24 protein-coding genes are annotated in these 24,362 nt (G+C 67.6%); 7 read left to right on the top strand and 17 right to left on the bottom strand.

Annotated features, from left to right (window positions below):
• Positions 1-109 precede the first annotated feature (109 nt).
• Positions 110-1,060 (top strand): MurR/RpiR family transcriptional regulator, encoded by a 951-nt coding sequence (locus J8I82_RS10370; RefSeq protein ID WP_209756984.1) that lies wholly within the window; start codon positions 110-112, stop codon positions 1,058-1,060.
• Here the strand turns inward: J8I82_RS10370 and J8I82_RS10365 are convergent.
• The 4 genes from J8I82_RS10365 to J8I82_RS10350 form a co-directional block, all read right to left on the bottom strand.
• A complete protein-coding gene (locus J8I82_RS10365) occupies positions 1,057-3,504 on the bottom strand; it encodes a DNA internalization-related competence protein ComEC/Rec2 (RefSeq protein WP_209756982.1) in 2,448 nt (815 codons plus the stop codon). The genes J8I82_RS10370 and J8I82_RS10365 overlap by 4 nt on opposite strands.
• 71 nt (positions 3,505-3,575) lie before the next feature.
• Complete coding sequence (locus J8I82_RS10360; RefSeq protein WP_209756980.1) at positions 3,576-4,427, bottom strand: TatD family hydrolase; 852 nt, start codon at positions 4,425-4,427, stop codon at positions 3,576-3,578.
• A gap of 23 nt (positions 4,428-4,450) precedes the next feature.
• Entirely contained in the window at positions 4,451-5,191 is a 741-nt protein-coding gene (lolD, locus tag J8I82_RS10355) for a lipoprotein-releasing ABC transporter ATP-binding protein LolD (RefSeq protein ID WP_209756978.1), read from the bottom strand.
• Positions 5,184-6,434, bottom strand: coding sequence for a lipoprotein-releasing ABC transporter permease subunit (locus J8I82_RS10350; protein ID WP_209756976.1), 1,251 nt, complete (start codon positions 6,432-6,434; stop codon positions 5,184-5,186). Before J8I82_RS10350 ends, lolD begins: the two co-directional genes overlap by 8 nt.
• 147 nt (positions 6,435-6,581) lie before the next feature.
• Here J8I82_RS10350 and J8I82_RS10345 point away from each other — a divergent pair, with 147 nt between their 5' ends.
• Positions 6,582-7,688 carry a hypothetical protein gene (locus J8I82_RS10345; protein ID WP_209757333.1) on the top strand — a complete coding sequence of 369 codons (1,107 nt, stop codon included), beginning with the start codon at positions 6,582-6,584 and terminating at the stop codon, positions 7,686-7,688.
• Positions 7,689-7,750: 62 nt separating this feature from the next.
• A complete protein-coding gene (gene recJ, locus J8I82_RS10340) occupies positions 7,751-9,448 on the top strand; it encodes a single-stranded-DNA-specific exonuclease RecJ (protein ID WP_209756974.1) in 1,698 nt (565 codons plus the stop codon).
• A gap of 27 nt (positions 9,449-9,475) precedes the next feature.
• Here recJ and J8I82_RS10335 read toward each other — a convergent pair whose 3' ends face one another.
• A complete protein-coding gene (locus J8I82_RS10335) occupies positions 9,476-10,189 on the bottom strand; it encodes a peptidoglycan DD-metalloendopeptidase family protein (RefSeq protein WP_209756972.1) in 714 nt (237 codons plus the stop codon).
• Between the two features lie 202 nt (positions 10,190-10,391).
• Here J8I82_RS10335 and prfB point away from each other — a divergent pair.
• The 4 genes from prfB to J8I82_RS10315 all read left to right on the top strand — a co-directional run bounded on the left by prfB (position 10,392) and on the right by J8I82_RS10315 (position 15,010).
• Positions 10,392-11,496, top strand: a protein-coding gene (prfB, locus tag J8I82_RS10330; RefSeq protein WP_209756970.1) for a peptide chain release factor 2 whose coding sequence is annotated in 2 segments (ribosomal slippage) — positions 10,392-10,472 and positions 10,474-11,496 — 1,104 coding nt in all. Because the reading frame shifts where the segments join, the coding sequence is not laid out codon by codon here.
• A gap of 141 nt (positions 11,497-11,637) precedes the next feature.
• Positions 11,638-12,396, top strand: a complete 759-nt coding sequence (locus J8I82_RS10325; protein WP_209756968.1) for an SDR family oxidoreductase — start codon at positions 11,638-11,640, stop codon at positions 12,394-12,396.
• Between the two features lie 51 nt (positions 12,397-12,447).
• A complete protein-coding gene (lysS, locus tag J8I82_RS10320) occupies positions 12,448-14,004 on the top strand; it encodes a lysine--tRNA ligase (protein ID WP_209756966.1) in 1,557 nt (518 codons plus the stop codon).
• Between the two features lie 241 nt (positions 14,005-14,245).
• Positions 14,246-15,010: a glycine zipper 2TM domain-containing protein gene (locus J8I82_RS10315; protein ID WP_209756964.1), complete on the top strand. Its 765-nt coding sequence runs from the start codon at positions 14,246-14,248 to the stop codon at positions 15,008-15,010.
• Between the two features lie 77 nt (positions 15,011-15,087).
• On the opposite strand, the gene iscX is transcribed toward J8I82_RS10315, so the two are convergent.
• From iscX to J8I82_RS10255, 12 genes are all read right to left on the bottom strand, one after another.
• Complete coding sequence (gene iscX / locus J8I82_RS10310; protein WP_209756962.1) at positions 15,088-15,282, bottom strand: Fe-S cluster assembly protein IscX; 195 nt, start codon at positions 15,280-15,282, stop codon at positions 15,088-15,090.
• A 34-nt stretch (positions 15,283-15,316) separates the two neighbouring features.
• Positions 15,317-15,655: an ISC system 2Fe-2S type ferredoxin gene (gene fdx, locus J8I82_RS10305; protein ID WP_209756960.1), complete on the bottom strand. Its 339-nt coding sequence runs from the start codon at positions 15,653-15,655 to the stop codon at positions 15,317-15,319.
• A 40-nt stretch (positions 15,656-15,695) separates the two neighbouring features.
• A complete protein-coding gene (hscA, locus tag J8I82_RS10300) occupies positions 15,696-17,561 on the bottom strand; it encodes a Fe-S protein assembly chaperone HscA (RefSeq protein WP_209756958.1) in 1,866 nt (621 codons plus the stop codon).
• Positions 17,562-17,657: 96 nt separating this feature from the next.
• A complete protein-coding gene (gene hscB, locus J8I82_RS10295) occupies positions 17,658-18,176 on the bottom strand; it encodes a Fe-S protein assembly co-chaperone HscB (protein ID WP_209756957.1) in 519 nt (172 codons plus the stop codon).
• Positions 18,177-18,231: 55 nt separating this feature from the next.
• Positions 18,232-18,471 carry a DUF3565 domain-containing protein gene (locus tag J8I82_RS10290; RefSeq protein ID WP_209756955.1) on the bottom strand — a complete coding sequence of 80 codons (240 nt, stop codon included), beginning with the start codon at positions 18,469-18,471 and terminating at the stop codon, positions 18,232-18,234.
• 30 nt (positions 18,472-18,501) lie between these two features.
• Complete coding sequence (gene iscA, locus J8I82_RS10285; RefSeq protein ID WP_010809024.1) at positions 18,502-18,822, bottom strand: iron-sulfur cluster assembly protein IscA; 321 nt, start codon at positions 18,820-18,822, stop codon at positions 18,502-18,504.
• Positions 18,823-18,863: 41 nt separating this feature from the next.
• Positions 18,864-19,262, bottom strand: coding sequence for a Fe-S cluster assembly scaffold IscU (gene iscU, locus J8I82_RS10280; RefSeq protein WP_010809025.1), 399 nt, complete (start codon positions 19,260-19,262; stop codon positions 18,864-18,866).
• 75 nt (positions 19,263-19,337) lie between these two features.
• Positions 19,338-20,561 carry an IscS subfamily cysteine desulfurase gene (locus J8I82_RS10275; protein ID WP_284183053.1) on the bottom strand — a complete coding sequence of 408 codons (1,224 nt, stop codon included), beginning with the start codon at positions 20,559-20,561 and terminating at the stop codon, positions 19,338-19,340.
• A gap of 67 nt (positions 20,562-20,628) precedes the next feature.
• Positions 20,629-21,183: a Fe-S cluster assembly transcriptional regulator IscR gene (gene iscR / locus J8I82_RS10270; protein ID WP_209756951.1), complete on the bottom strand. Its 555-nt coding sequence runs from the start codon at positions 21,181-21,183 to the stop codon at positions 20,629-20,631.
• Between the two features lie 96 nt (positions 21,184-21,279).
• Positions 21,280-23,364 (bottom strand): site-specific recombinase, encoded by a 2,085-nt coding sequence (locus J8I82_RS10265; RefSeq protein WP_209756949.1) that lies wholly within the window; start codon positions 23,362-23,364, stop codon positions 21,280-21,282.
• Between the two features lie 87 nt (positions 23,365-23,451).
• Positions 23,452-23,940, bottom strand: a complete 489-nt coding sequence (locus J8I82_RS10260; RefSeq protein WP_209756947.1) for a low molecular weight protein-tyrosine-phosphatase — start codon at positions 23,938-23,940, stop codon at positions 23,452-23,454.
• Between the two features lie 154 nt (positions 23,941-24,094).
• Positions 24,095-24,337, bottom strand: coding sequence for a hypothetical protein (locus J8I82_RS10255; protein ID WP_209756945.1), 243 nt, complete (start codon positions 24,335-24,337; stop codon positions 24,095-24,097).
• Positions 24,338-24,362 lie beyond the last annotated feature (25 nt).

Genomic DNA, 24,362 nt, shown 5'->3' with positions numbered 1-24,362 from the left:
GGCAAACCCTGACAGCCAGTCATGCACAATTCCGGACATGATGTCACGCCAACGGATGTAGAATATCTACAATCAAAAAGCCCGACCAACCTGATATCCGCCCGCCGCCATGCGCGACCGAATCCTTGCCGTCTACGACACGCTCCGCCCCTCCGAACGCCGACTGGCGGACTACGTCGCCGAGCACGGCGCCGCCGTAATCCGCCTGTCGATGCCCGAACTGGCCGAGCGCGCAGGCGTGTCGCAGCCCACCATTGCTCGGTTCTGCGCCGCGCTGGGCTACGACGGCTTCCGCGAGTTCAAGCTGCAGTTCGCCCAGAACGTCGGCGGCGGCATGCCCTTCGTGCACCAGGACGTGGAGGCCCACGACCGCCCCGCCGACATAGCCGGCAAGGTGTTCGACCGCACCATCGCCACGCTGATGAGCGTGCGCAACGCGCTGTCGGCCGACCAGATCGAACACGGCATCCACCTGCTGGCCCGCGCCCGCCGCATCGAGTTCTACGGCTGCGGCAATTCCGGCATCGTTGCACTCGACATCCAGCACAAGTTCTTCCGCCTCGGCATCCCGACCGTCGCCTATTCCGACCCCCATGTATTCAGCATGTCCGCAGCGCTGCTCGGCGCCGGCGACGTGGCGGTACTGGTTTCCAACAGCGGCCGCACCTGGGACATGCTGACCGCCGCCACGCTGGCGCGCAGCAGCGGCGCCAGCGTGCTCGCGATCACCCACAGCGGCTCGCCGCTGGCCAGGCTTGCCGATGTCTGCGTGTTTTCCGACGTCGAGGAAGACAGCGAGGTCTATACACCGATGACCTCCCGCATCAGCCACCTGGTGCTTGGCGACGTGCTGGCCGCGGGCGTGGCACTGGAGCGCGCGGAATCGGTTGCCGCCGGGCTGCAGCGCGCCAAGGCGCACCTGCGCGAGCGCCGCATCGCGGGCGCCGAGCCGGCACGCACGCTGCCGCCTGCCCGAGGCCGCGCCACGGCCCAGCCGGCTGCCGCAGAGGCGCAGCCCGCCCCGGTGGCCACGCGCGCGCGACGCCGCAAGCCCCGCTAGCGCGGCGCATCCGTCCGGGCGCGCCAATAACGCGGCTCGGCCTGCCGGAAGCCCGACAGCGTAAAACCCGCCGGCGCGGTGGACATGGTCACCGCGCCGGTTTCGTCAGTGCGGTAGCGCGCGATGCCGGCGCGTCCGTAGCGCTCCCATACGTCGGCACGCGGGTGGTGGTAGCGGTTGGCATAGCCAAGCTGGAATACCGCCGCCTGGGGCCGCACCGCGTCCAGCCACTCGGCACCGGAAGAGGTGCCGCTGCCATGGTGCGCCACCACCATCACGTCGGCATGCAGCGCTTCGGGCGGCAGCCTGTCGATCAGCGCGCGTTCTTCGGCCACGCCGATATCGCCGGTCAGCAACAGGCGATGCCGCCCCGTCGCCACGCTCAGCACGCAGCTACGGGCATTGCTGGCGATCGCCGCCTGCTGCGACTGCGATGGCAGCGGATGCAGCACCGTAAAACGCACACCCTCCCAGTCCCATTGCTGACCGGCCGCGCACGGCGCCCAGCCCGACGCTGGTGGCCCGAGCAACGCATGGTCCGGCGGCGCGCCGGTACTGCGCGCCGCGACGGCCACCGCCGCCGACACGTCCGCCACACCACCGGCATGATCCGCGTCTTCATGGCTGACCATCAGCTGATCAAGCCGGCCAACGCCCTGGCCACGCAGCACCGGCACCACCACTTGCGCGCCCGCGCTGGCCCCCGATGCATAGCCAGGGCCCGTGTCGTACAGCAGCGCATGCGCACGCGTCTGCACCAGCACCGCGGTCCCCTGCCCCACGTCGAGCATCATCGCGCGGAACTCGCCATGCGCCACGGGCGGGCCTCGCGCCAATACGAGCGGCAATACCAGCAGGCCGCCATGCAGACGCGCCGCGGTACTGGCGGGCGGCGCCAGCAACAGCGCAATCCCGAGCAAGGCAAGCAACAGCGGCAACGGACCCGATGCCGGCGCTTCCCAGATGGCCCACGGCAGACCGGAAAGCCAACCCAGCAACGCGGCCAGCCACACCATGGCCTGATGCGCAACGGCGAGCAACGGCGCTGCCAGCATTGCCGGCGCGGCGGCGGCAGCCAGCGACAGCGGCGTCACCAACAGGCTGACCACCGGGATCGCGATTGCATTGGCTAGCGGCGACGCCACCGACACCTGCTGGAACAGCAACAGCGTCAGCGGCACCAGTCCGGCTGTCACCGCCCATTGCGTTCGCGCTGCGGCGTCAAGCGTGGCACGCAGGCGTTGCCAGCGGGTTTCAGGTGCGCCACGCGCGGATCGGGCAGCGTAAAAGATCACCGCCACCGCGCCGAAAGACAGCCAGAAGCCCGGCGACATCACCGCCCACGGATCCAGCAGCAAGGCGGCGAGTGCCGCCCAGGCCAGCACCACCGACGCCGGCGGCGCCCGCCCGGCCCATACCGCCAGCGCGGCCACGCATAGCATTGCCACCGTGCGCAACGCGGGGACCTGCATCCCGGCAAGCAGTCCGTATGTCACCGCACCGGCTACCGCCGTCAGCAGGGCCGCATACCTGGCCGGCAACCGCAGTGGCAGCGGCCGGCGCAGCCTTCGCCCCAGCCCGAACGAATGCCGCCACAGCATGCCGGTGAACGAGCCAGCCATGCCGGCGATCATGGTGATGTGCAAACCTGAAATGCTGACCAGGTGGCTGATGCCGGTACGCCGGAAGAGCTGCCAGTCTTCCGTGTCGATGCCGCGCTGGTCGCCGATCACCAGCGCGATCAGCACGGGGCCATAGCGCGCATCGGCCGGCAGCGCCGCGCGCAGGTGATCGCGCACGGCCGCGCGCCACGCTTCGATGCGCCATGCGAGGCGTTCCCGTGTTGCCTCCTGCGGCGGATCATGCGCACGTCGTACGTAACCCGTCGCGCCGTAGCCCTGCGCCAGCAGCCAGTAGGCATAGTCGAAACCGAAGGGATTGGCCAGTCCGCGCGGGCGCCGCAGGCGTACCGTCAGGGTGTAGCGCTGGCCGGGGTACAGGTCAGGCGGCGCGTCGCGCCAGTGGAGAAGCAGCCGGCCAGGAACCTTCGCCCTGGGTTCGTCCGACCCATCCGCCTCCTTCGCCCCCTCTGGCACGGCCCCCTCGACGGTCAGCGCAAAGCGGACGCCGCCCGCTGATTCGGACGGCAATCCGGAAACCACGCCGCGCACATCGAGATCGCGCGATTCAAGCGCGACCGGTAGCCAGTCGCGCAAGCGCATGTCGGCGCGCCATGCCGCCCAGCAGAGCGCGGCGCCAAAGGCCAGGACGGCAAGTACCAGGCCTCGCCATGCCGGATGCAGGCGCCTGCCACACACCAGCATCGCGATGCCGGCCAGCGCCAGTCCGGAAGCGGCCATGCGCACGATGTCCTGCCGCGGCAGCGTTGCCTGCTGCTGCAGCACCCAGCATCCCGCGACGAACGCCGCCACGAACACCCGCACGGCACCTCCCCGGCTGATTGCACACAGCCAGAGTTGTAACCGCACGATGCAGCGGAAAGCTTGTCAGCCTGTCAGGAAGGCGTGGAAGTTGTGTGTCCGGCCGGCGCCATGGACTCGGCGAAGGCCGCCAGCCGCGGCAGTGCATCGACGGCATTGCGCCACGTTGCCTGCGCCAGCGCCGTGGCATCGATGCCGCGCAGCTCGCCCAGCACGCGCGCCACGCCAGCGACTTCGGCGGGGGTGTTGCGTACCTTGTGCTGCTCGCCGAACTGGTCATCGGAAAGCCACGCGGGAGCAATATCGGGCGCGTCGGTTTCCAGCACCAGCGCCTCCAGCGGCATGTCTGCAGCCAGCCGGCGAATCTGGCGCGCGCGGCTGAAGGTCAGGTTGCCGCCGAAGCCGAGCTTGAAGCCCTGCTCGACAAAGCGCCGCGCCTGCTCATGGCTGCCGTTGAACGCATGCGCAATACCGCGCTTCACACCCAGCTTGCGCAGCTGCGCGCCGACCTGGTCCTGCGACTTGCGCACATGCAGCAGCACCGGCAGGTCGAATTCGCGCGCGATTCTGAGCTGCTCGGCATAGAGCCAGGTCTGGTGATTGCTATCGAGACCGGCAACAAAGAAATCGAGCCCGATCTCGCCGATGCCGACGAAGCGCGGATCGCCCATGCTGGCCGCAACCTCGCGCCGCAGCGCATCGATATCGGCCTGCCCTGTACCGGGCGAACAGAGCGGGTGGATGCCGAGTGCGTAGACACAGCGCGCGTCCTCGTGCGCCAGCGCGCGCACCGCCTCGAAATTCCACATCGCCACCGCCGGCACGACGATGCCGCGTACGCCGGCGGCCTCGGCCGCGTCGGCGACCTGGCGCCGGTCAGCGTCGAATTCGCGCGCGTCGAGATGGCAGTGGGTGTCGATCCACATGGTGCGGTGCCGGGGGACCTGGCTCAGCGTTCCTGGTGCAGGTGGCCGTCGCGCAGTCGCAGCACGCGGTCGCAGCGGCCCGCCAGGTCGAGGTCGTGGGTGACGATGACGAAGCTGGTGCCTAGCGTGCGCGACAGTTCGAGCATCAGATCGTAGACGCCGCCGGCGGTATGGTCGTCGAGGTTGCCGGTCGGCTCGTCGGCCAGCACGCAGGCCGGCTGCCCCACCAGCGCGCGCGCGATCGCCACACGCTGCCGCTCGCCGCCGGACAGCTCGCCAGGCCGGTGCTTTGAGCGGCCGCCCAGCCCCACGCGCTCCAGCATGGCCTGCGCCGTGCCGCGTGCATCGTGCTGCGTCATGCCGCGGATGCGCATCGGCATTGCCACGTTGTCGAGCGCGGTGAATTCCGGCAGCAGGTGATGGAACTGGTAGACAAAGCCCAGCGAGCGGTTGCGCACCACATTGCGCTCGCGCTCGCGCAGCGCCGTGAACGGCTTGCCGAGCAGCGCAACGCGGCCCGAGTCGGGATTGTCGAGCCCGCCCAGCACATGCAGCAGCGTGCTTTTGCCGGAGCCGGACGCGCCGACGATGGCGACCTTCTCGCCGGCATTGACGCGCACGTCCACGCCGCGCAGCACTTCAACATCGAGCCCACCCTGGCGAAAGCGCTTGGTCAGGCCCTCCGCAACCAGCACCGGCGAACCGGTGCCCGGCTGGCCCGCCGCGTTGGCGGCGGTATCCGCTTGCAGCACGGCTTCACTCATAGCGCAGCGCCTCCGCCGGGTTGACGCGGGCGGCACGCCAGCTGGGATAGAGCGTGGCCAGCGTGGCCAGCACGAAGGAAATGATGCCGATGGTGGCGATATCGTTCACGCGGGGATCCGAAGGCAATTCACTGATGAAATAGATGTCGCGCGGCAGGAACTGCACGCTGAGCACGCGCTCGATAAACGGCACGATCACGTCGATATTGGTCGCGATCAGCGTACCGCCGGCCACGCCCAGGATGGTGCCGATAAAGCCGATGGCGACGCCCTGCACGATAAAGATCTTCATGATCGAGCGCGGCTGCGCGCCCATGGTGCGCAGGATGGCGATATCGGCCTGCTTGTCGGTCACGGTCATCACCAGCGTCGACACCAGGTTGAAGGCCGCCACCGCGATGATCAGCGTCAGGATGATGAACATCATGCGCTTCTCGGTCTGCACCGCGGCGAACCAGTTGCGGTTCTGCTTGGACCAGTCGCGCAGGTAGAGCTCGCCCGACATGGTGCCGGCGAGCTGCTGCGCCACCTGCGGCGCGCGCTGCATGTCCTGCAGCTTCAGCCGCACGCCGGTAGGGCCGCTGAGGCGGAACAGCGTCTCGGCGTCGTGCATGTTGACCAGCGCCAGCGCGCTGTCGAACTCGAAGTGGCCGGACGAGAAAATGCCGGTCACGGTGAACTGCTTGAGCCGCGGCAGCACGCCGGCCGGCGTGATGGTGCCCTGCGGCGCGACCAGCGTGACCTTGTCGCCGACCTGCACGCCCATGGCATTGGCCAGCTCGTTGCCCAGCGCGATGCCGAATTCGCCGGGTATCAGCGCCTTCATGCTGCCGGACTTGAACTGGCTGCCGATGTCCGAGACCTTGGGCTCCTGCGACGGCTCGACGCCGCGCAGCAGGACGCCGCGCACGGCGTCGTCGCGGGTCAGCATGGCCTGTGCGGCCACATAGGGCGCGGCGCCGACCACTTCCTTGTTCTGCATCGCCTCGGCCGCGGTGTGCTGCCAGTCGGGCAGCGACGACGGGCCGATGACCTCGATATGTGCCAGCACCGACAGCATGCGGTCGCGCACCTCTTTCTGGAAGCCGTTCATCACCGACAGCACCACGATCAGCGCGGCCACGCCCAGGGCGATCCCGAACATCGAGATCATCGAGATGAATGAAATGAAGGTGTTGCGGCTGGCGCGCTTGCTTGCGCGGGTGTATCGCCAGCCGATCTGCCACTCGTAGGGAAAGTTCAAGAGGATTCCTGTTGTTTCGGGACATCGCCGCACGCCCTGCGAGGGGCGCCGGCGGCACTCATGAGGGCCATGGCAGGCGCCCTCCACGAGACTCGGGAGCGGCGCGGGACTGGCATCGGCCAGCCGGAAGTTTACAATCTCGCCACCATGATGACGCACCTGACCCTGATTGTGCCCTTTTCCGTCCCGCCGGGCGCCGGCGACGACGGCCGTGACGACGTCATTCCCGGCGCGCTGCTGCGGCAGTTGGAGCTGCCTGCGCTCGGAAAGTTGCTGACGCGGGCCACGCCCGGCCCGCGCGAGCGGCACGACGACCCGTTCCTGCGCAGCCTGCCGCAGGAGCGCTGGCTGGCCGGCAAGACGGGGCTCGACACAGGCCGGGTGCCGTCGGCGCCTTATATGCGGCTGGCCGACAGCGGCGCGGCGGCGCCGGCGCCGGACGGCCAGCACTGGGCCTGCCTGCAGCCGGTGCATATCCACGCGGCGCGCGACCACCTGGTGCTGATGCCGCCGGCGCATCTCGGCCTCCGGCCGGATGAGGCGGCCGCGCTGCACACTGCCATCGAGCCGCTGGTGCAGGAATCCGGCATCGCGCTGGAGACGCCCTGCCCTGTGCGCTGGTACCTCCCCGAGTCCGTGTTCGGCCCGCTGGAAGCGACCACGCCCCTGCGTGCGGCGGGGCGCAACATCGATATCTGGATGCAGGCCGGCGAGCGTGCCCGCGACTGGCGCCGGGTACAGAACGAGATCCAGATGACCTGGTTCGACCACCCCGTCAACCAGGCCCGCGAGGCGCGCGGCGAGCTGCCGGTGAACTCGGTCTGGCTGTACGGCGGCGGCGCGCTGCAGGCCGTGCCGCGCCTGGCCGACACGGTACTGAGCGGCGACCCGTTCCTGGCCGGGCTGGCGCTGGCCGCCGGCAGCCGCGTGCTGCCGGTGCCAGCGGGACTGGCCGGCGTGGCGGCGCCCGGGGGATCGGTGCTGGCGATGCTGGAACTGGCCACCGAAGCCCACATCACGGAGGACTGGGGCCTGTGGATCGAACGCATGCATGCGCTCGATGCCGACTGGTTCGCGCCGGCGCTGGAGGCGCTGGCCGCAGGCGGCATCGGCGGCGTGACGCTGGTGCTGGGCGGCGAGAACCACTTTGCCGAGTTCACCGTGACCCGCGCCGACCTGCGCAAGTTCTGGCGCGGCATGGGCCAGCGCGGCGACTGGCGCGCCCTGCTGTCCGACCTCGCCTTTGCCGCCTGAACGCCGCGCTACGCCACCCAACGCCGCCCCCCTCCTACCGCAAGAACAAGAACGCCCCGCCCATGACCCGGATCGCCATCCGCACCTATTCTTCCGAACACGTCACCACGCTGGCCGCCGCGGGCCTGCATCCCACGCTGGCCCGCATCCTGGCCGCGCGCGGTGTGGCCCGTACCGCCGAGCTGGCGACCGACCTGCCTGAACTGGTGCCACCGGGCGCCATGAAGGGCATCGGCAATGCTGCCATCTACCTGGCCGACGCCATCGCCGCCGGCAAGCGCCTGCTGATCGTCGCCGATTATGACTGCGACGGCGCCACTGCCTGCGCGGTCGGGGTGCGGGGGCTGCGCATGCTGGGCGCGCGGGTCGAGTACATCGTTCCCAACCGCTTCGAGTATGGCTACGGCCTGACGCCGGAGATCGTGGCGCTGGCGGCCAGGCAGCAGCCGGACGTGATCGTCACCGTCGACAACGGCATTGCCAGCGTCGATGGCGTGGCCGCGGCCAATGCGCTGGGGATCGACGTGGTGGTGACCGATCACCACCTGCCGGGCGCCGAACTGCCCGACGCCGCGGTGATCGTCAACCCGAACCAGCCGGGCTGCGAATTCCCGAGCAAGAACCTGGCGGGCGTGGGCGTGATGTTCTACGTGCTGCTGGCGCTGCGCGCCGAACTGCGCCGGCGCGGCGTCTACACCCAGGCCACCCAGCCGCCGCTGCAGACGCTGCTCGATCTGGTGGCGCTTGGCACCGTCGCCGACGTGGTCAAGCTTGACACCAACAACCGCATCCTGGTGGCGCAGGGCCTGCGGCGGATGCGCGCGGGACGCATGCATCCGGGCGTGGCGGCGCTGTTCCGCGCCGCGGGCCGCGAGGCGTCGCGTGCCAATACCTTCGACCTCGGCTTCGGGCTGGGCCCGCGCCTGAACGCGGCAGGCCGGCTGGCGGACATGTCGCTGGGCATCGAATGCCTGCTGACCGACGATGCCAACCGCGCCTGGGAAATCGCCCAGGAACTGGACAGCATGAACCGCGAGCGGCGCGATATCGAGGCCGGCATGCAGCAGGAGGCCTTGCAAATACTTGAGCAGCCGCTGGCCGGGCCGGATCCGTCGGCGCGCTTTACCGTCAGCGTGTTCAACGACACCTGGCACCAGGGCGTGATCGGCATCGTCGCGTCGCGGCTCAAGGACAAGTTCCACCGCCCCACCATCACCTTCGCGCCCGGCGACGAAGCCACCATCAAGGGCTCGGGCCGCTCGATCCCAGGCTTCCACCTGCGCGACGCGCTCGACCTGGTGTCCAAGCGCTGCCCCGGCATGATGGTCAAGTTCGGCGGCCATGCCATGGCGGCCGGCCTGACCGTGCGCGCCGAGCGGTTTGCGGAGTTCCAGGAAGCCTTCGAAGCGGTCGGCAAGGAATGGCTGACCGACGACCAGCTCGCGCGCGTGATCGAGACCGACGGCGATATCGAGGACCACTGCTTCAGCCCCGAATTCGTCACCCTGCTGGAGCAGCAGGTGTGGGGCCAGGGCTTCCCGGCCCCGACTTTTTGCGGCGAGTTCGACGTGCTGCGCCAGAGCGTGCTCAAGGGCAAGCACCTGAAGCTGCAGCTCGGGCGCGGCAGCCAGCGCTTCGACGCGATCTGGTTCAACCACGCCGAATCGCTCGGGGCCAGCGCGCAGGTGGCCTACCGGCTCGACAACAACACGTTCAACGGCGTCACGCGCGTACAGCTGGTGATCGAGCACGCGCAATAGCGTGCCGGCCGGGTCATCGCCCCGGCCCTAGCCGCGCGCAGGCAGGTAGGCCGCCGGATCGACCGGCTTGCCGTTGGCGCGCACCTCGAAGTGCAGTTCGCTGGCGCTGGCGCCCATGCGGCCCACGTCCTGCCCGGCCGAAACCGTGGCGCCCTCGCTGACCAGCGGCTGGTCCAGGTTGCCGTAGACGGTCAGCCAGTCGTCATTGTGCTTGACGATCACCAGCATGCCGTAGCCGCGCAGGTTGCCGACATGGATGGCCCGACCGGCCGCGGCGGCGCGCACCGTGCCATTGGCCGGCACGGCAATGGTCAGGCCTTTGCTGCCGGGCGGCGCATAGCGCGTGGTGACGCGGCCGTCGGCCGGCCATTGCAGGCGGATGCTGCTGGCGGGCGGCCTTGACGCGCCGCTGTCGACACGCGCGGTATCGGTGACGGACTGGCCGGTGCCGGTCGAGGCGGCGGCACTGCCGCCGGACGGCCGCACGCGGATCAACTGGCCCACTTCGATCTGGCTGGGACTGGAGATGTCGCTGTTCCAGCGGGTCAGGTCGCGCACGGTGCGGCCGTGCTTGCGGGCGATCGAATAAAGCGTATCCCCACGCTCCACGCGGTAATAGCCATCCGGCACGGGGCCGCCGGTAGTGCCGCAGCCGACCGCGGCCGCGGCGGCGGTGGCGGCCAGCAGCAGGCCCAGCGCGCGGCGCCGGCCTGGCTTGATGTCATGTCTGGTTTTCGTCATGCGTCCCTGTTTGTCTTCATGCCGGGGGCGGCTTGCGAATGCCTATTATCGCCGCGTGCGCTGCCCGGCACCGCCGGATAGACCATCGCACGCCCTTTCCGTTCGCCGCGGGGCATGCCGGGGCCCGCGCAATCCCCGAATCCACGACCGATCCCGGGCATCAATCCGCTATAATTCAAGGTTTTCGAAGCGCAGGAACATCATGGAAGCAGAACGCCTCAACGCCATCTCCGGTGCCATCTCCGATCTCCGTTCCCGGACGGAAGATCTACGGGGGTATCTTTGACTACGATGTCAAAGTAGGAAGGCTGGACGAAGTCAACGGCCTGCTTGAAGACCCGGACGTCTGGAACAACCCCAAGCGCGCCCAGGATCTCGGCAAGGAAAAGAAGGCCCTCGAGGGCGTCGTAGGCGTTCTGGGCAAGCTCACGGACGACCTTGGCGGCGCCGAGGAGCTGTTCGAGCTCGCCAAGGAAGAAGGCGACGACGAGACCCTCGAATCGATCGAAACCGACGTCGAGGGCTTCGAGCAGATCGTGGCGGGCATGGAATTCCGCCGCATGTTCTCCGGCGAGATGGACCAGGCCAACGCCTTTATCGACATCCAGGCCGGCGCCGGCGGCACCGAAGCGTGCGACTGGGCCTCGATGCTGCTGCGCCAGTACCTGAAGTACTGCGAGCGCAAGGGCTTCAAGGCGGAGGTGCTGGAAGAGTCCGAAGGCGACGTGGCCGGCATCAAGAGCGCGACCATCAAGATCGAGGGCGAATACGCCTTCGGCTACCTGCGTACCGAGACCGGCGTGCACCGCCTGGTGCGCAAGTCGCCATTCGATTCGTCGGGCGGGCGCCATACCTCGTTCTCGTCGGTGTTCGTCTACCCCGAGGTGGACGACTCGTTCGAAGTGGAAGTCAACCCGGCTGACCTGCGGGTGGACACGTACCGCGCCTCGGGCGCCGGCGGCCAGCACATCAACAAGACCGATTCGGCCGTGCGGATCACGCACATCCCCACCGGCATCGTGGTGCAGTGCCAGAACGACCGCTCGCAGCACCGCAACCGTGCCGAGGCCATGTCGATGCTGAAGTCGCGCCTGTACGAGCACGAGATGCGCAAGCGCCAGGCCGAGGCCGACAAGCTGGAAGCCGGCAAGACCGACGTGGGCTGGGGCCACCAGATCCGCTCCTACGTGCTGGACCAGAGCCGCATCAAGGACCTGCGCACCAACGTGGAAATGTCCAACACCCAGAAGGTGCTGGACGGCGACCTGGACCCGTTCATCGAGGCCAGCCTCAAGCAGGGACTGTAAGGCCGTGCCGGGCTGCCCGCCCCGCGCCCTCGGCGCGGCGGCGGCAGCCACGGCGGCACAGCAACATCGCCGTATTCGCTGTATCACAGCTGTACCTCACTGCTGTACCGCCGCACTTGCGGCCTTTCCGACCGGGGCACCATGAGCGAAGCCAATCACCTCTACATCATCACCGGCGCCTCGCGCGGGCTGGGCGCGGCACTGACGAACGCCCTGCTCGTGCCGGGCAACCGCCTGATCTGCGTCGCGCGCAGCCGCAACAACGAGCTGGAGCGCATCGCCACCATGAGCGGCGTGCCGGTGGCCTGGCACCTGCAGGACCTGTCCCAGGCCGGCCCCGCGGCCACCTGGCTGGCCAGCGTGATCGATACCCTCGACCAGCCGCCGGCCAGCGCCACGCTGATCCTGAACGCCGGCGTGGTCGAGCCGATCGGCCCGGTCTCGCGCCTGCAGGAAAGCACGCTGGTGCCGCACCTGCTGACCAACCTGGCGGCGCCGATGACGATGACCGCGGCCTTCCTGGAGCGCACCGAGAAGTTCGACTGCCCGCGCAAGCTGCTGGCGATCTCTTCCGGAGCGGCGCGCCGCCCGATCGAGGGCTGGAGTGCCTACTGCGCTGGCAAGGCGGGCCTGGACATGTTCATGCGCTCGGTCAACGCCGAGTACGCGCAGGCACCCGCACCGCGCACCGTGCGCGCGGTGGCGCTGGCGCCGGGCGTGATCGATACCGGCATGCAGAACGTGATCCGCAACGCCGACTTTGCCCAGGTGCAGCGCTTCCGCGACCTGAAGGCGAACGAGCAGCTCGCTTCCGCCGAGGAAACCGCGGGCCGCATCGTCGCCTACCTGCACCGCCCGGATTTCGGCAGCAACGAGCTGGACGATCTCCGCAACTACTGAAGCCATACTGAACCCGCGCGCGGCCCGCCGCGTGTGACGCTACAAGACATCATGACCGAACCGAATCACGCCCAGGCCAAGTCGCAGGCCAAGCCAGCCGCCGCAGACACGCCCGCCGTCGACGAGAACAAGATCATCGCGGAGCGGCGCGAGAAACTGGCCGCCCTGCGCCAGCAAGGCGTGGCCTTCCCCAACGATTTCCGCCCCACCCACCAGGCCGCCGCGCTGCACGCGCAGTATGGCGAGACCGACCAGGCCGCGTTCGAAGCCAGCCCGGTCGAAGTCTCGATCGCCGGCCGCATGATGCTCAAGCGCGTGATGGGCAAGGCCAGCTTTGCCACCGTTCAGGACGGCAGCGGCCAGATCCAGTTCTATATCACCCGCGACAAGGTGGGCGAAGAGGTCTACGCCGCATTCAAGCATTGGGACCTGGGCGACATCATCAGCGCCCGCGGCGAGCTGTTCCGCACCAACAAGGGCGAGCTGTCGGTGCAGGTGCGCGAGCTGCGCCTGCTGTCCAAGTCGCTGCGCCCGCTGCCGGACAAATTCCACGGCCTGGCCGACCAGGAAACGAAGTACCGCCAGCGCTATGTCGACCTGATCGTGTCGCCGGAAACGCGCAACACCTTCCGCGCACGCACCAACGCGATCTCGTCGCTGCGCCGCCATATGGCCGACGCCGGCTTCATGGAGGTGGAAACGCCGATGCTGCACCCGATCCCGGGCGGCGCCGCGGCCAAGCCGTTCATCACGCACCACAATGCGCTGGACATGCAGATGTTCATGCGCATCGCGCCCGAGCTGTACCTGAAGCGGCTGATCGTCGGCGGCTTCGAGCGCGTGTTCGAGATCAACCGCAACTTCCGCAACGAGGGGGTGAGCCCGCGCCACAACCCCGAGTTCACCATGATGGAGTTCTACGCGGCCTACACGGACTACCGCTGGCTGATGGACTTCACCGAAGACCTGATCCGCAAGGCCGCGATCGACGCTCGCGGCAGCGCCGTGCTGACCTACCAGGAGCGCGAACTGGACCTGTCCAGGCCGTTCCACCGCCTGACCATCTGCCAGGCGATCCAGAAGTTCGCACCGCAGTACACCGACGCGCAACTGGCCGATGCGGAATTCCTGCGTGTTGAGCTGAAGAAATTCGGCGTCAACACCAACGCGCCCCAGTTCCTCAATGCCGGGCTGGGCACGCTGCAGCTGGTGCTGTTCGAGGAAACCGCCGAGAGCCAGCTGTGGGAGCCGACCTTTATCGTCGACTACCCGGTCGAGGTCTCGCCGCTGGCGCGCGCTTCCGACACCGTGCCGGGCATCACCGAGCGTTTCGAGCTGTTCATCACCGGCCGCGAGATCGCCAACGGCTTCTCGGAGCTGAATGATGCCGAGGACCAGGCCGACCGCTTCCGCAAGCAGGTCGAGCAGAAGGATGCCGGCGACGAGGAGGCGATGTACTTCGACGCCGACTATATCCGCGCGCTGGAATACGGCATGCCCCCGACGGGCGGCTGCGGTATCGGCATCGACCGCCTGGTGATGCTGCTGACGGATAGCCCGAATATCCGTGACGTCATCCTGTTCCCGCACCTGCGCAAGGAAGACTGACGCTCTGCTCGCGCCCCGCTTCCGTATGCGGAAGCGGGGCGCGAGCGTGTACTTCAAGTCCCTTCCCTTCAGTCGCCGTTTTGTTACAGCGCCGCCGCTCCTTTTCCCCAAATCCCTCGTAACCCACTGACACAAAAGGCCTTTTCCGCCTACATATATTTACAAAAACAAACGGAAAACGCCGCCCGCTTCCGCCAAACTGGTTCCATCCCATCGCGGCCATCGCCGCACCGGAGCCACAATGCAGAGCCAAGCCACTTCGCACGACCACACCCCCTCCCCGCTGCCGCCGCAACGCCGGCTGCATCCGCTGATCGGCGCGGCAGCCGTGGCCGTGGTCATTGCCAGCCTGACCGCCGTAGCCGCCGTCACCGGCGTGCTTCCGATCAGCAAGGCCAACCCTGACCTGCAGGCACAGCAAAGCCAACCAGCGACACAGGCGCCGCAAGGGCCTCTGCCTGTCACCACGCAGACCGCGCCGCCGCCGGGCAGCACTACCCGACCGCCTGTCTATGACGACGGCCAGCCAGCGGCATCGCGCCAGAACGCCACCGCCTCGCAGCCAACGCAAGCGGCGCCCCGTACCGCTCCGGCGCGCCAGGCCGCCCAGCGCGACAGCGAGCCCCGCGCCAGCCACCGCGCCGACACCGAGCGCCCGGCCGCCAAGGGCAGCCCGTATGCCGGCCGCATCGTCGCCGTCACGCCGATACAGGCCCAGAAGCCCAACACCAGCGGCCTGGGCGCGCTCGGCGGCGCCGTGGTCGGCGGCCTGCTTGGCAACCAGGTGGGCAAGGGCAATGGCCGCATCGTCGGCACGGTTGTCGGTGCGGTGGGTGGCGGTGTCGCGGGCAACCAGATCGAGAAGGCCGTGAGCAAGGACACGCACTATGAAGTACGCGTGCGCATGGATGACGGCAGCCACCGCACCTTCACGTATGAAAAGGATCCCGCGGTGCAGGTCGGCGAGCGCGTGCATATGGAGAACGGTGCGCTGGTCAGAGGCTGACACCCACGCGCGCGCAGTACCAACGGAAAAGGCCGGCGATCACGCCGGCCTTTCTGCTTCATCCCGATACCAAAAGCTTATTCCGCTTCCTGGATCCACGCCTGCTGGATCGCTTCCAGGATCTTCTCGCCCGAGCGCGCCGGATCGTCGGCGAAGCCGTCGAGCTGCAGCACCCAGCTGCGCAGCTCGGTAAAGCGCACGCCGGCCGGGTCGACGTCAGGATACTTGTCGTACAGCGCGGCGGCGATATCGTAGGTATCGGTCCACTTCATGGGTTCGTTCTCCGCTGAGATCTGTGCCGGCGGCTCAGTGGCCTTCCTTGGCGTGGTTGATGGTGTACTTGGGAATCTCGACGGTCAGGTCTTCCTCATCGACGATGGCCTGGCACGACAGGCGCGAATTCGGCTCCAGGCCCCAGGCCTTGTCGAGCAGGTCCTCTTCCTTCTCTTGCGCCTCGTTGAGCGAGTCGAAGCCTTCGCGCACGATCACATGGCAAGTGGTGCAGGCACAGGATTTCTCGCACGCGTGTTCGAGATCGATCCCGTGGGAAAGCAGGGAGTCGAGGACGCTGACGCCCTTCTCGGCTTCGATCACCTTCCCTTCCGGGCAGTATTCGACGTGGGGCAAAACAATGATCTGTGGCATGTCGTTTCCTGGGTTCTGTAGTGCGGTGCAGGCGTGGTGATCAGCCCAGTTCCTGCACCTTGCGCCCGGCCAGCGCGCTCTTGATCGAGCGGTCCATGCGGCGGGCGGCGAATTCATCGGTGCCGTGCGACAGTTTTTCCACCGTGGCGCGGATCGCCAGATGGTCTTCACCCCTGGCGATCTCGCGCACGCCGGCGATCAGCGCTTCGACCTGCGCGCGCTCCTCGGCCGACAGCAGGTCGCCATCGGTCTCGAGCGCACGCTCGGTGGCCTCGACCAGGCGGTCGGCCTCGACGCGTTCCTCGGCCAGCGCGCGGCTCTTCATGTCGTGCTCGGCCTCGCGGAAGCTGTCCTGCAGCATGCGCGCGATATCGTCGTCGGCGAGCCCGTACGACGGCTTGACCGTCACCGAGGCTTCCACGCCCGAATGCGTCTCGCGCGCGGTCACCGACAGCAGGCCGTCGGCATCGACCTGGTAGGTCACGCGGATGCGCGCCGCGCCGGCCACCATCGGCGGGATGCCGCGCAGCTCGAAGCGCGCCAGCGAGCGGCAGTCGCTGGCCAGCTCGCGCTCGCCCTGCAGCACGTGGATCGCCATCGCGGTCTGCCCGTCCTTGAAGGTGGTGAATTCCTGCGCGCGCGCCACCGGGATGGTGCTGTTGCGCGGGATGATCTTCTCCACCAGCCCGCCCATGGTCTCGACGCCCAGCGACAGCGGGATCACGTCGAGCAGCAGCCAGTCTTCTCCCGGCGCGTGATTGCCGGCCAGCAGGTTGGCCTGCATCGCGGCGCCGAGCGCCACCACGCGGTCGGGGTCGAGATTGGTCAGCGGAGTCTGGCCGAAGTAATCGCCCACCGCCTTGCGGATCGATGGCATGCGCGTGGCGCCGCCGACCAGCACCACGCCCTTGACGTCGTCGGGCGTCACGCCGGCGTCTCGCAGCGCCTTGCGCACCGGCACCAGCGTCTTCTGCACCAGGTGCGCGGTGATCTGTTCGAAGGTCTCGTCGGTCAGCGTCAGGTGGACGATCTCGCCCGACTCGAGCACCGCATCGATCACGGTGCTGTCCGCTTCCGAGAGCGCTTCCTTGGCGGCACGGGCACGCACCATCAGCAGGCGCATGTCCTGCGCCGACAGCGGCTGCAGGCTGGCCTGCTCGACGATCCAGCACAGCAGGCGCTGGTCGAAATCATCGCCGCCCAGCGCCGAATCGCCACCGGTAGCCATCACTTCGAACACGCCGCGCGTGAGCTTGAGCACCGAGATATCGAAGGTGCCGCCGCCCAGGTCATAGACCGCGTAGACGCCTTCGGCCGCGTTGTCCAGGCCATAGGCAATCGCTGCGGCGGTCGGCTCGTTCAGCAGGCGCAGCACTTCCAGGCCGGCCAGGCGCGCGGCGTCCTTGGTCGCCTGGCGCTGCGCTTCATCGAAATATGCCGGCACGGTGATGACCGCGCCGACGAGGTCGTCGCCCAGCGTGTCTTCGGCGCGCTGGCGCAGCGTGGCCAGGATCTCGGCCGAGATTTCCACCGGGCTCTTCACGCCCGCGGCGGTCTTGATCTGCACCATGCCCGGCGCATCGACGAAGTCGTACGGGCTGTGCTCGATATTGGCCACGTCGCGCAGCCCGCGGCCCATGAAGCGCTTGACCGAGACGATGGTGTTCTTGGGGTCGCGCACCGCTTCGTCCTGGGCCCGGTAGCCGATATGCGCGGTACGGTCCGGCAGGTAGCGCACGACCGAGGGCAGCAGCGCGCGGCCGCGCTCGTCGCCCAGCACCTCGGGGATGCTGCTGCGCACCGCGGCCACCAGCGAGTTGGTGGTGCCGAGGTCGATGCCGACGGCCAGGCGGCGTTGATGGGGCGCCGGCGACATGCCGGGTTCGGAAATCTGGAGCAGTGCCATGGTAATTCTTCGCTGTCTTGTACGGCAGGGGAAACCGCCATGCGGGCGGTTTTCAAGCCGGGCGCCATTGTGTCACGGCCCCGGCAATCGTGCCGGTCAGTCTTCCAGCCGGTCGATGGCCTCGCTGGTATCGTGCTCGATCTTCTCGATAAACATCAGTTGGCGCACCGCGCCGCCGGCTGCTTCATTGTCGCCGGCGTCAAGCAACGCGCCCAGTGCGGCGTGGCGCTCGCGTTTTTCCTGGCGCAGCTCGCGCAGCAGCGCATCGAGGTCGTCCACGTCGCGCGCTTCCGCCGCTTCCTGCAGCGCTTCGCGCCACTCCATCTGCTGCATCAGGAAGGCCGGCGACATGGCGGTGTTGTTCTCCGCCTGCACGTCGACGCCGCGCAGCTTCAGCAGGTAGGTCGCGCGGCGCAGCGGCTGGCGCAGCGTACGGTATGCTTCATTGGCATGCGCGGCCCACTGCATGGCCACGCGGCGCTCGGCATCGCCGGCGTTGGCGAAGCGGTCCGGGTGCGCCTGAGACTGCACGGTGCGATAGGCCGCATCCAGCGCGGCCTCGTCGACGCCGAACTGCGCCGGCAAGCCGAACAGCGCAAAAAAATCGTCTTTCAACTGCTTCCCCAAGAAAAAAGAGCGGCCGCGCCGCCCCTTCGTCCATTCGCCGCCATCACCGGCCGGCAGGCTGGCTGGCCCGCGCCAGGCCCCACTCCGCCAGCGGTTCGTTGCGGTCGCACTTCAGGCAGTTCACCCGCATGCCGACCATGCCGGCGCGGCCCTGTTCGCTCTGCGTCCACGGCCGCAACTGCCACGGCGGATCATGCCGGACGTGTTGGCCATGGCCACAATCGAGTTCGGCCACCCAATGGCCTTCCTCGTCCCGGTGGAACCCGGTGATGCTGCGCTCCACCGATGCTGTCCGTTGCGTTGGCGATACTGCTCAGACCGTGAAGGACTCGCCGCAGCCGCACTCGTCCTTGACGTTGGGGTTGTTGAAGCGGAATCCTTCGTTCAACCCTTCGCGCGCATAGTCGAGTTCAGTGCCGTCGATATACGGCAGGCTCTTGGCGTCAACGATGACCTTGATGCCGTGCGACTCGAACACCGCGTCTTCGGGCAGCAGTTCGTCCACATACTCCAGCTTGTAGGCCAGGCCCGAGCAGCCGGTGGTCTTCACGCCCAGGCGCAGGCCCACGCCCTTGCCGCGGCGTTCCAGGTAGCGGGCGACGTGCTTGGCCGCCTTCTCGGTCATCGTGATCATCGTTGCGTCTTCCTTCGTGCTTCGCTTGTCGATCGACAGGATCAGGCGGCCTTCTGCTCGGCGCCGTGCTTCTTCTTGTAGTCTTCGACAGCGGCCTTGATCGCGTCTTCAGCCAGGATCGAGCAGTGGATCTTCACCGGCGGCAGTGCCAGTTCCTCGGCGATCTGGGTGTTCTTGATCTCGAGCGCCTGGTCCACGGTCTTGCCCTTGACCCACTCGGTCACCAGCGACGACGAGGCGATGGCCGAGCCACAGCCGTAGGTCTTGAACTTGGCGTCTTCGATCACGCCAGCCTCGTTGACCTTGATCTGCAGCTTCATCACGTCGCCGCAAGCCGGGGCGCCGACCATGCCGGTGCCGACCGCATCGTCGTTCTTGTCGAACGAACCGACGTTGCGGGGGTTTTCATAGTGGTCGAGAACCTTTGTGCTGTATGACATTTTGCTTACCTCTTGCGTATCTTTTACGGGGGTATTGCTGTTATCTTTGCTGGATCCTGCAGGCGTTCAGCGCGCTTAGTGCGCGGCCCACTGGATCGAATTCAGGTCGACGCCGTCCTTGAACATTTCCCACAGCGGCGACAGATCGCGCAGCTTGCCGATCTTGGACTTGAGCAGCTCGACGGTGTAGTCGATCTCCTGCTCGGTGGTGAAGCGGCCCACCGTGAAGCGGATCGAGCTGTGCGCCAGCTCGTCGTTGCGGCCCAGCGCGCGCAGCACGTACGACGGCTCCAGCGAAGCCGAGGTGCAGGCCGAACCCGACGACACCGCCACGTCCTTGATCGCCATGATCAGCGACTCGCCTTCGACGAAGTTGAAGCTGACGTTCAGGTTGTGCGGCACGCGGTGCTCCAGGTCACCGTTCAGGTAGACCTCTTCCATGTCCGACAGGCCGTTCCACAGGCGGTCACGCAGCATGCGGATGCGTTCGTTTTCCGTGGCCATCTCTTCGCGGGCGATGCGGAAGGCTTCGCCCATGCCGACGATCTGGTGCGGGGCCAGCGTGCCCGAGCGCATGCCGCGCTCATGGCCGCCGCCGTGCATCTGCGCCTCGATGCGCACGCGCGGCTTGCGGCGCACGTACAGAGCGCCGATGCCCTTCGGGCCATAGGTCTTGTGGGCAGAGAACGACATCAGGTCGCACTTCAGCTTGTTCAGGTCGATCACCACCTTGCCGGTCGCCTGCGCGGCGTCGCAATGGAAGATGATGCCCTTCTCGCGGCAGATCTCGCCGATCTGCTCGACGTCCTGGATCACGCCGATCTCGTTGTTGACCAGCATCACCGAGACCAGGGTCGTGTCCGGGCGCAGTGCCTGCTTGAACACGTCAATGTCGAGCAGGCCGTTATCCTTGACGTCCAGGTAGGTCACCTCGAAGCCCTGGCGCTCCAGTTCGCGCGTGGTGTCGAGCACGGCCTTGTGCTCGGTCTTCACGGTGATGATGTGCTTGCCCTTGCCCGAATAGAAGTTCGCGGCACCCTTGATCGCCAGGTTGTCCGATTCGGTCGCACCCGACGTCCACACGATCTCGCGCGGGTCGGCGCCGACCAGTGCGGCGACCTGCTCACGCGCTTCTTCCACCGCGCGCTCCGCGTCCCAGCCGTACGCATGGCTGCGCGAGGCGGGGTTGCCGAACTGCTCGCGCAGGTACGGAATCATCTTGTCCGCCACGCGCGGGTCCACCGGCGTGGTGGCCGAGTAATCCATGTAGATGGGGAAATGTGGGGTGCTCATCGTTATGACTGCCTTTTAGGGACCGCTGTATCGCTGATTACTGTCGTTGCCTGCCGCGTGCCTTTGGTAGACCTCAGGACTGGGCCAGGCTGAATACTGAATTCACCATCCTCGCCCGAACCGGCTTTTCCTGCTTGTCCGCCTTGCCACGCGCCGCGGCGGCGGCCGGCTGCGCGGCTTCCTCGCGCATGTCATGCAGCACCGCCGGCTGGCGGGCGCGCTGCTGGTCGACCAGGTTCTTGAGCGAGACGGAGTCGAGGTACTCGACCATCTTCTGGTTCAGCGTTGCCCACAGTTCGTGGGTCATGCAACGCCCGGAGCCGTCATCTCCGTTACAATTACCCTTCCCACCACACTGGGTGGCGTCCAGCGGCTCGTCAACGGCGATGATGATGTCCGCCACCGTGACGTCCTCGGCCTTGCGCGCCAGGCTGTAGCCACCGCCCGGGCCGCGCACGCTTTCGACGATCTCATGCCGGCGCAGCTTGCCGAACAGCTGTTCCAGGTAGGACAGCGAGATCTTCTGGCGCTGGCTGATGCCGGCGAGCGTCACCGGTCCCTGATCCTGGCGCATGGCCAGGTCGATCATCGCAGTGACCGCGAAGCGGCCTTTGGTGGTCAGTCTCATGGTGCAGGGCTCTGGGGGTAAAGCGAAATACTTGATCGTTTCCGTCAAGTATAAAGGTACCCGACTAATTCAGTCAACTACCCATGCCGCAGCGCATCAAGCGCTGCGCTCGCCGGAAGCCGTCTCGGGCCTTGCCGCGCGCGGCGGCATCACCAGCGAGAGCGGGTATTTCAGGATGCGGCGCCGCACGGCGGCGCTCAGATCCGCGCGGTCGACCCGCCGCAAATTGCGTGATCGCAGCGCCATATTGAAGGCCAGCGCAAAGCTGACGCCAACGTTCAGCACCCCCATCAGCGCAATCCCGGCCACCGCCAGCCACAGCGACGGCATGCGCAGCGCATCCAGTCCCAGCACGCCGATCGCGGTGCCGACCGAGCCGGTCGACAGCGTCACATGGCGCACTTCCATATGCGGCCCGACGAAGCTAAGGATCTCCGGCCCCAGGCCCAGCAGGAAGCCCAGCGACACATTGGCGACGATGCCCGGCAGGTTGCCCTTCCAGAAGTCCGCCAGGCGCGTTGCGCCGTGCGCGCCCAGCACATAGTGCAGGCGCCGGTTGTAGGCTATCACGTCATGCACGCGGTGCAGCGCGAACCAGTTGTCGGCCCACCCGGCGATCAGGCTCGACAGCCACAGCAGCACGCCGGTAAAGGCGGCGTAGAGCGGCGTCGGCCCGAGGATCGAGAATGACTCGATGGTGGCGATGGCCTTGGCCGGCGTGATCAGGTTGGCGCCCAGCAGCTTGTGCGCGAGCCACTGGATGGCCAGCGCCACCGGGAACACCACCGCCAGGTTGCCGACGATCGCCGCCGCGTTGGAGCGGATCATGGCGATGGTGTCGTCCACAAAGATCTCGCGCCCTTCCGGACGCCCCGCCGCGTCAAGCCGGTGCGCCAGCGCCGGGCCGGTCATCGCCGGTTGCTTGGTCGCCAGTGTGAAGTGCGCGAAGTGGATGGCGAGGAAGCTCCCCGCATAGTTGAGCGAGGCCAGCAGGCCTTCGCTGAACTTGTCCAGATGCAGGCCGTAGATCACGAACTTCAGGTACACCGTGGCCACCGTGATCAGGCCGCCGCCCGCTGCCGCGCGCACCAGCTCGGCGTATTCCTTGCGGTCGCGCGTGATGTAGTGTTCGCCGGTCTCGGCCGAGCGCTCCACCACCTTGCGCGCCAGTTGCGCGAACGAGGTGCCCGCCAGGTGCGACAGGCTGCGGCGCGCCTGCGTCGAGCGGATCAGTTCCGCCACCAGGTGCGGATGCATGCCGGGGCGGCCGGGCTCGACCCAGGCCGCCAGCAGCAGCTCGATGCGGTGCAGTTGCACCTTCATGCGTTCGATCTGGAACACCACCTCGATCGACACGCCGTTCTCCTCCAGGTCCTGGTAGACCTGCCGGGCGGCATCGTGGCAGCCATCCAGCAGCGCCCGGAAATAGTTCAGGCCCTGGCCGAAGCTTTCATCGTCGTGCTGCAGGCCATCCACTCGAAGTGCGTCTATCGCGGCGTCCAGCTGGAAAAACGGCGTGTCTTCCACGCGCCCGCGCAGCCGCGAGCGGATCGCCTGGCTCAGCCCCGTAGCGCGCACCTGGCTGACCAGCACCGCGATGCTGGTCGCAAGCGTCTGGCCCAGCGCCGCGCGGTAGTTGCTCATGCCGCCGACGGCCTCGGTGCCTTGCTGCAGCACCCGCGACAGCCGCGCCACCAGCTCGTCGTCGATGGCTTCCACCCATTCAGCGTCCTCGTCACCGACGAACACCAGCGCGAACAGTCCGGCCATGTCGTTGCGGTTGAGCGGCGGCGGCAAGAAGCGGTTCTGCAGCCGGCTCACCATCTCGCTGACGAAGCCCGGATGCAGGGACACTCCGGTGTCGCAGAACAGGCCGGTCGGGTCGTTATCGCGCACGATGCTGCGCATCGTCAGCGCGAAGCGCTCGGCCCAGTCGGGATGGCGCTCCAGCACCTGCAGCAGGTAGCGCAGCCGTACGTGCTCGGAATGGCTGCGGTCCGTGGCGGGCTCCTCGCCGTTCGCGCTGAGGCTGCCCTCACGGCGTATCCAGTAGCCCAGCTCGATCAGCCAGCGGTTGCGCTCGGCCAGCGGCGCCCCGGGATCGGCCGCGGCCAGGACGGCGTCGAGTTGCAGGCTGGCATTGCGCGATTCGCGCCATTTGCGGAACAGGGTTCGGAGCATGGAAATCTGGTGGAATCGGCCCGCCGGGCGCGGCGCCGGTGGCGTCGCGGCGCGGGCCGCGCGGGATGGATGCTCGCGGGTGCCGGCTCAGCCGGCGGGAGCTTGCAGGCGCTGGCGAAGCATCTCGATCAGCCCGTCGCAGGCGTCCTCGACATAGTCGAGCACGCGCTCGAAGCCGTCGCCCTCGCCGTAGTACGGATCGGGCACTTCTTCTGCGTCGTGGCGGGTGGCGAAGCTCATCAGCAGGCGCAACTTGTCGCCGGCGTCGGGATGGAGCCGGGTCAGGCCGGCGAGGTTTTCGCGATCCATCGCCAGGATCAGGTCGAAGCGGTCGAAGTCGGGCAGGCCGACCTTGCGCGCGCGCAGCGCCGACAGGTCGTAACCGCGGCGCAGCGCGGCGCGCTGGGTACGCGGATCGGGCGCGCGGCCCAGGTGGTACTCATGGGTGCCGGCCGAGTCCAGTTCGACCAGCGACTCCAGCCCGGCTGCGGCGAGCTTGGCGCGCAGCACCCCCTCCGCCGTAGGCGAGCGGCAGATGTTGCCCATGCAACACATCAGAATGGCGTATTTCTTCATCGGTCGGTTGGCAGCCGGAGCTGGAGTCAGCGCAAGCGCACCCGCGGCACGGCACTCAAGGCCTTGCCCGGTAGTTGGCGAGGCGCAATTCTAACCGCCTGCCCGGGACAGACCGCCAATGCCTTCCGGCCCGCCCCGCGGCGCCGGGCCCTGCCTAGGCAAGTTGTTTGGCCAGGCGCTCGCCGTGCGCAAACCCGGCCACCAAGGCGGCTTCGGCGGATTTGAAATGATCGGTGATGAGCGAGGTCTCGGTCAGCGTGCCGGCGGCGCGGATATTGGTCCCGGGGCGGCAGACGCGCACCGTGTACGACCATTCGCTTTGCGAGCGTTGCTTGACCTGGACCTGCACCTCGTGGGTTTCATAGACCTTCTTCTTCCACTCGCCGACTTCGGTCATTGTGTGTTCTCCTCGGGAAATGGGA

The organism is Cupriavidus consociatus, assembly GCF_017814975.1.
Lineage (GTDB): Bacteria > Pseudomonadota > Gammaproteobacteria > Burkholderiales > Burkholderiaceae > Cupriavidus > Cupriavidus consociatus.
This window is presented reverse-complemented; position numbering and strand designations above follow the sequence as displayed.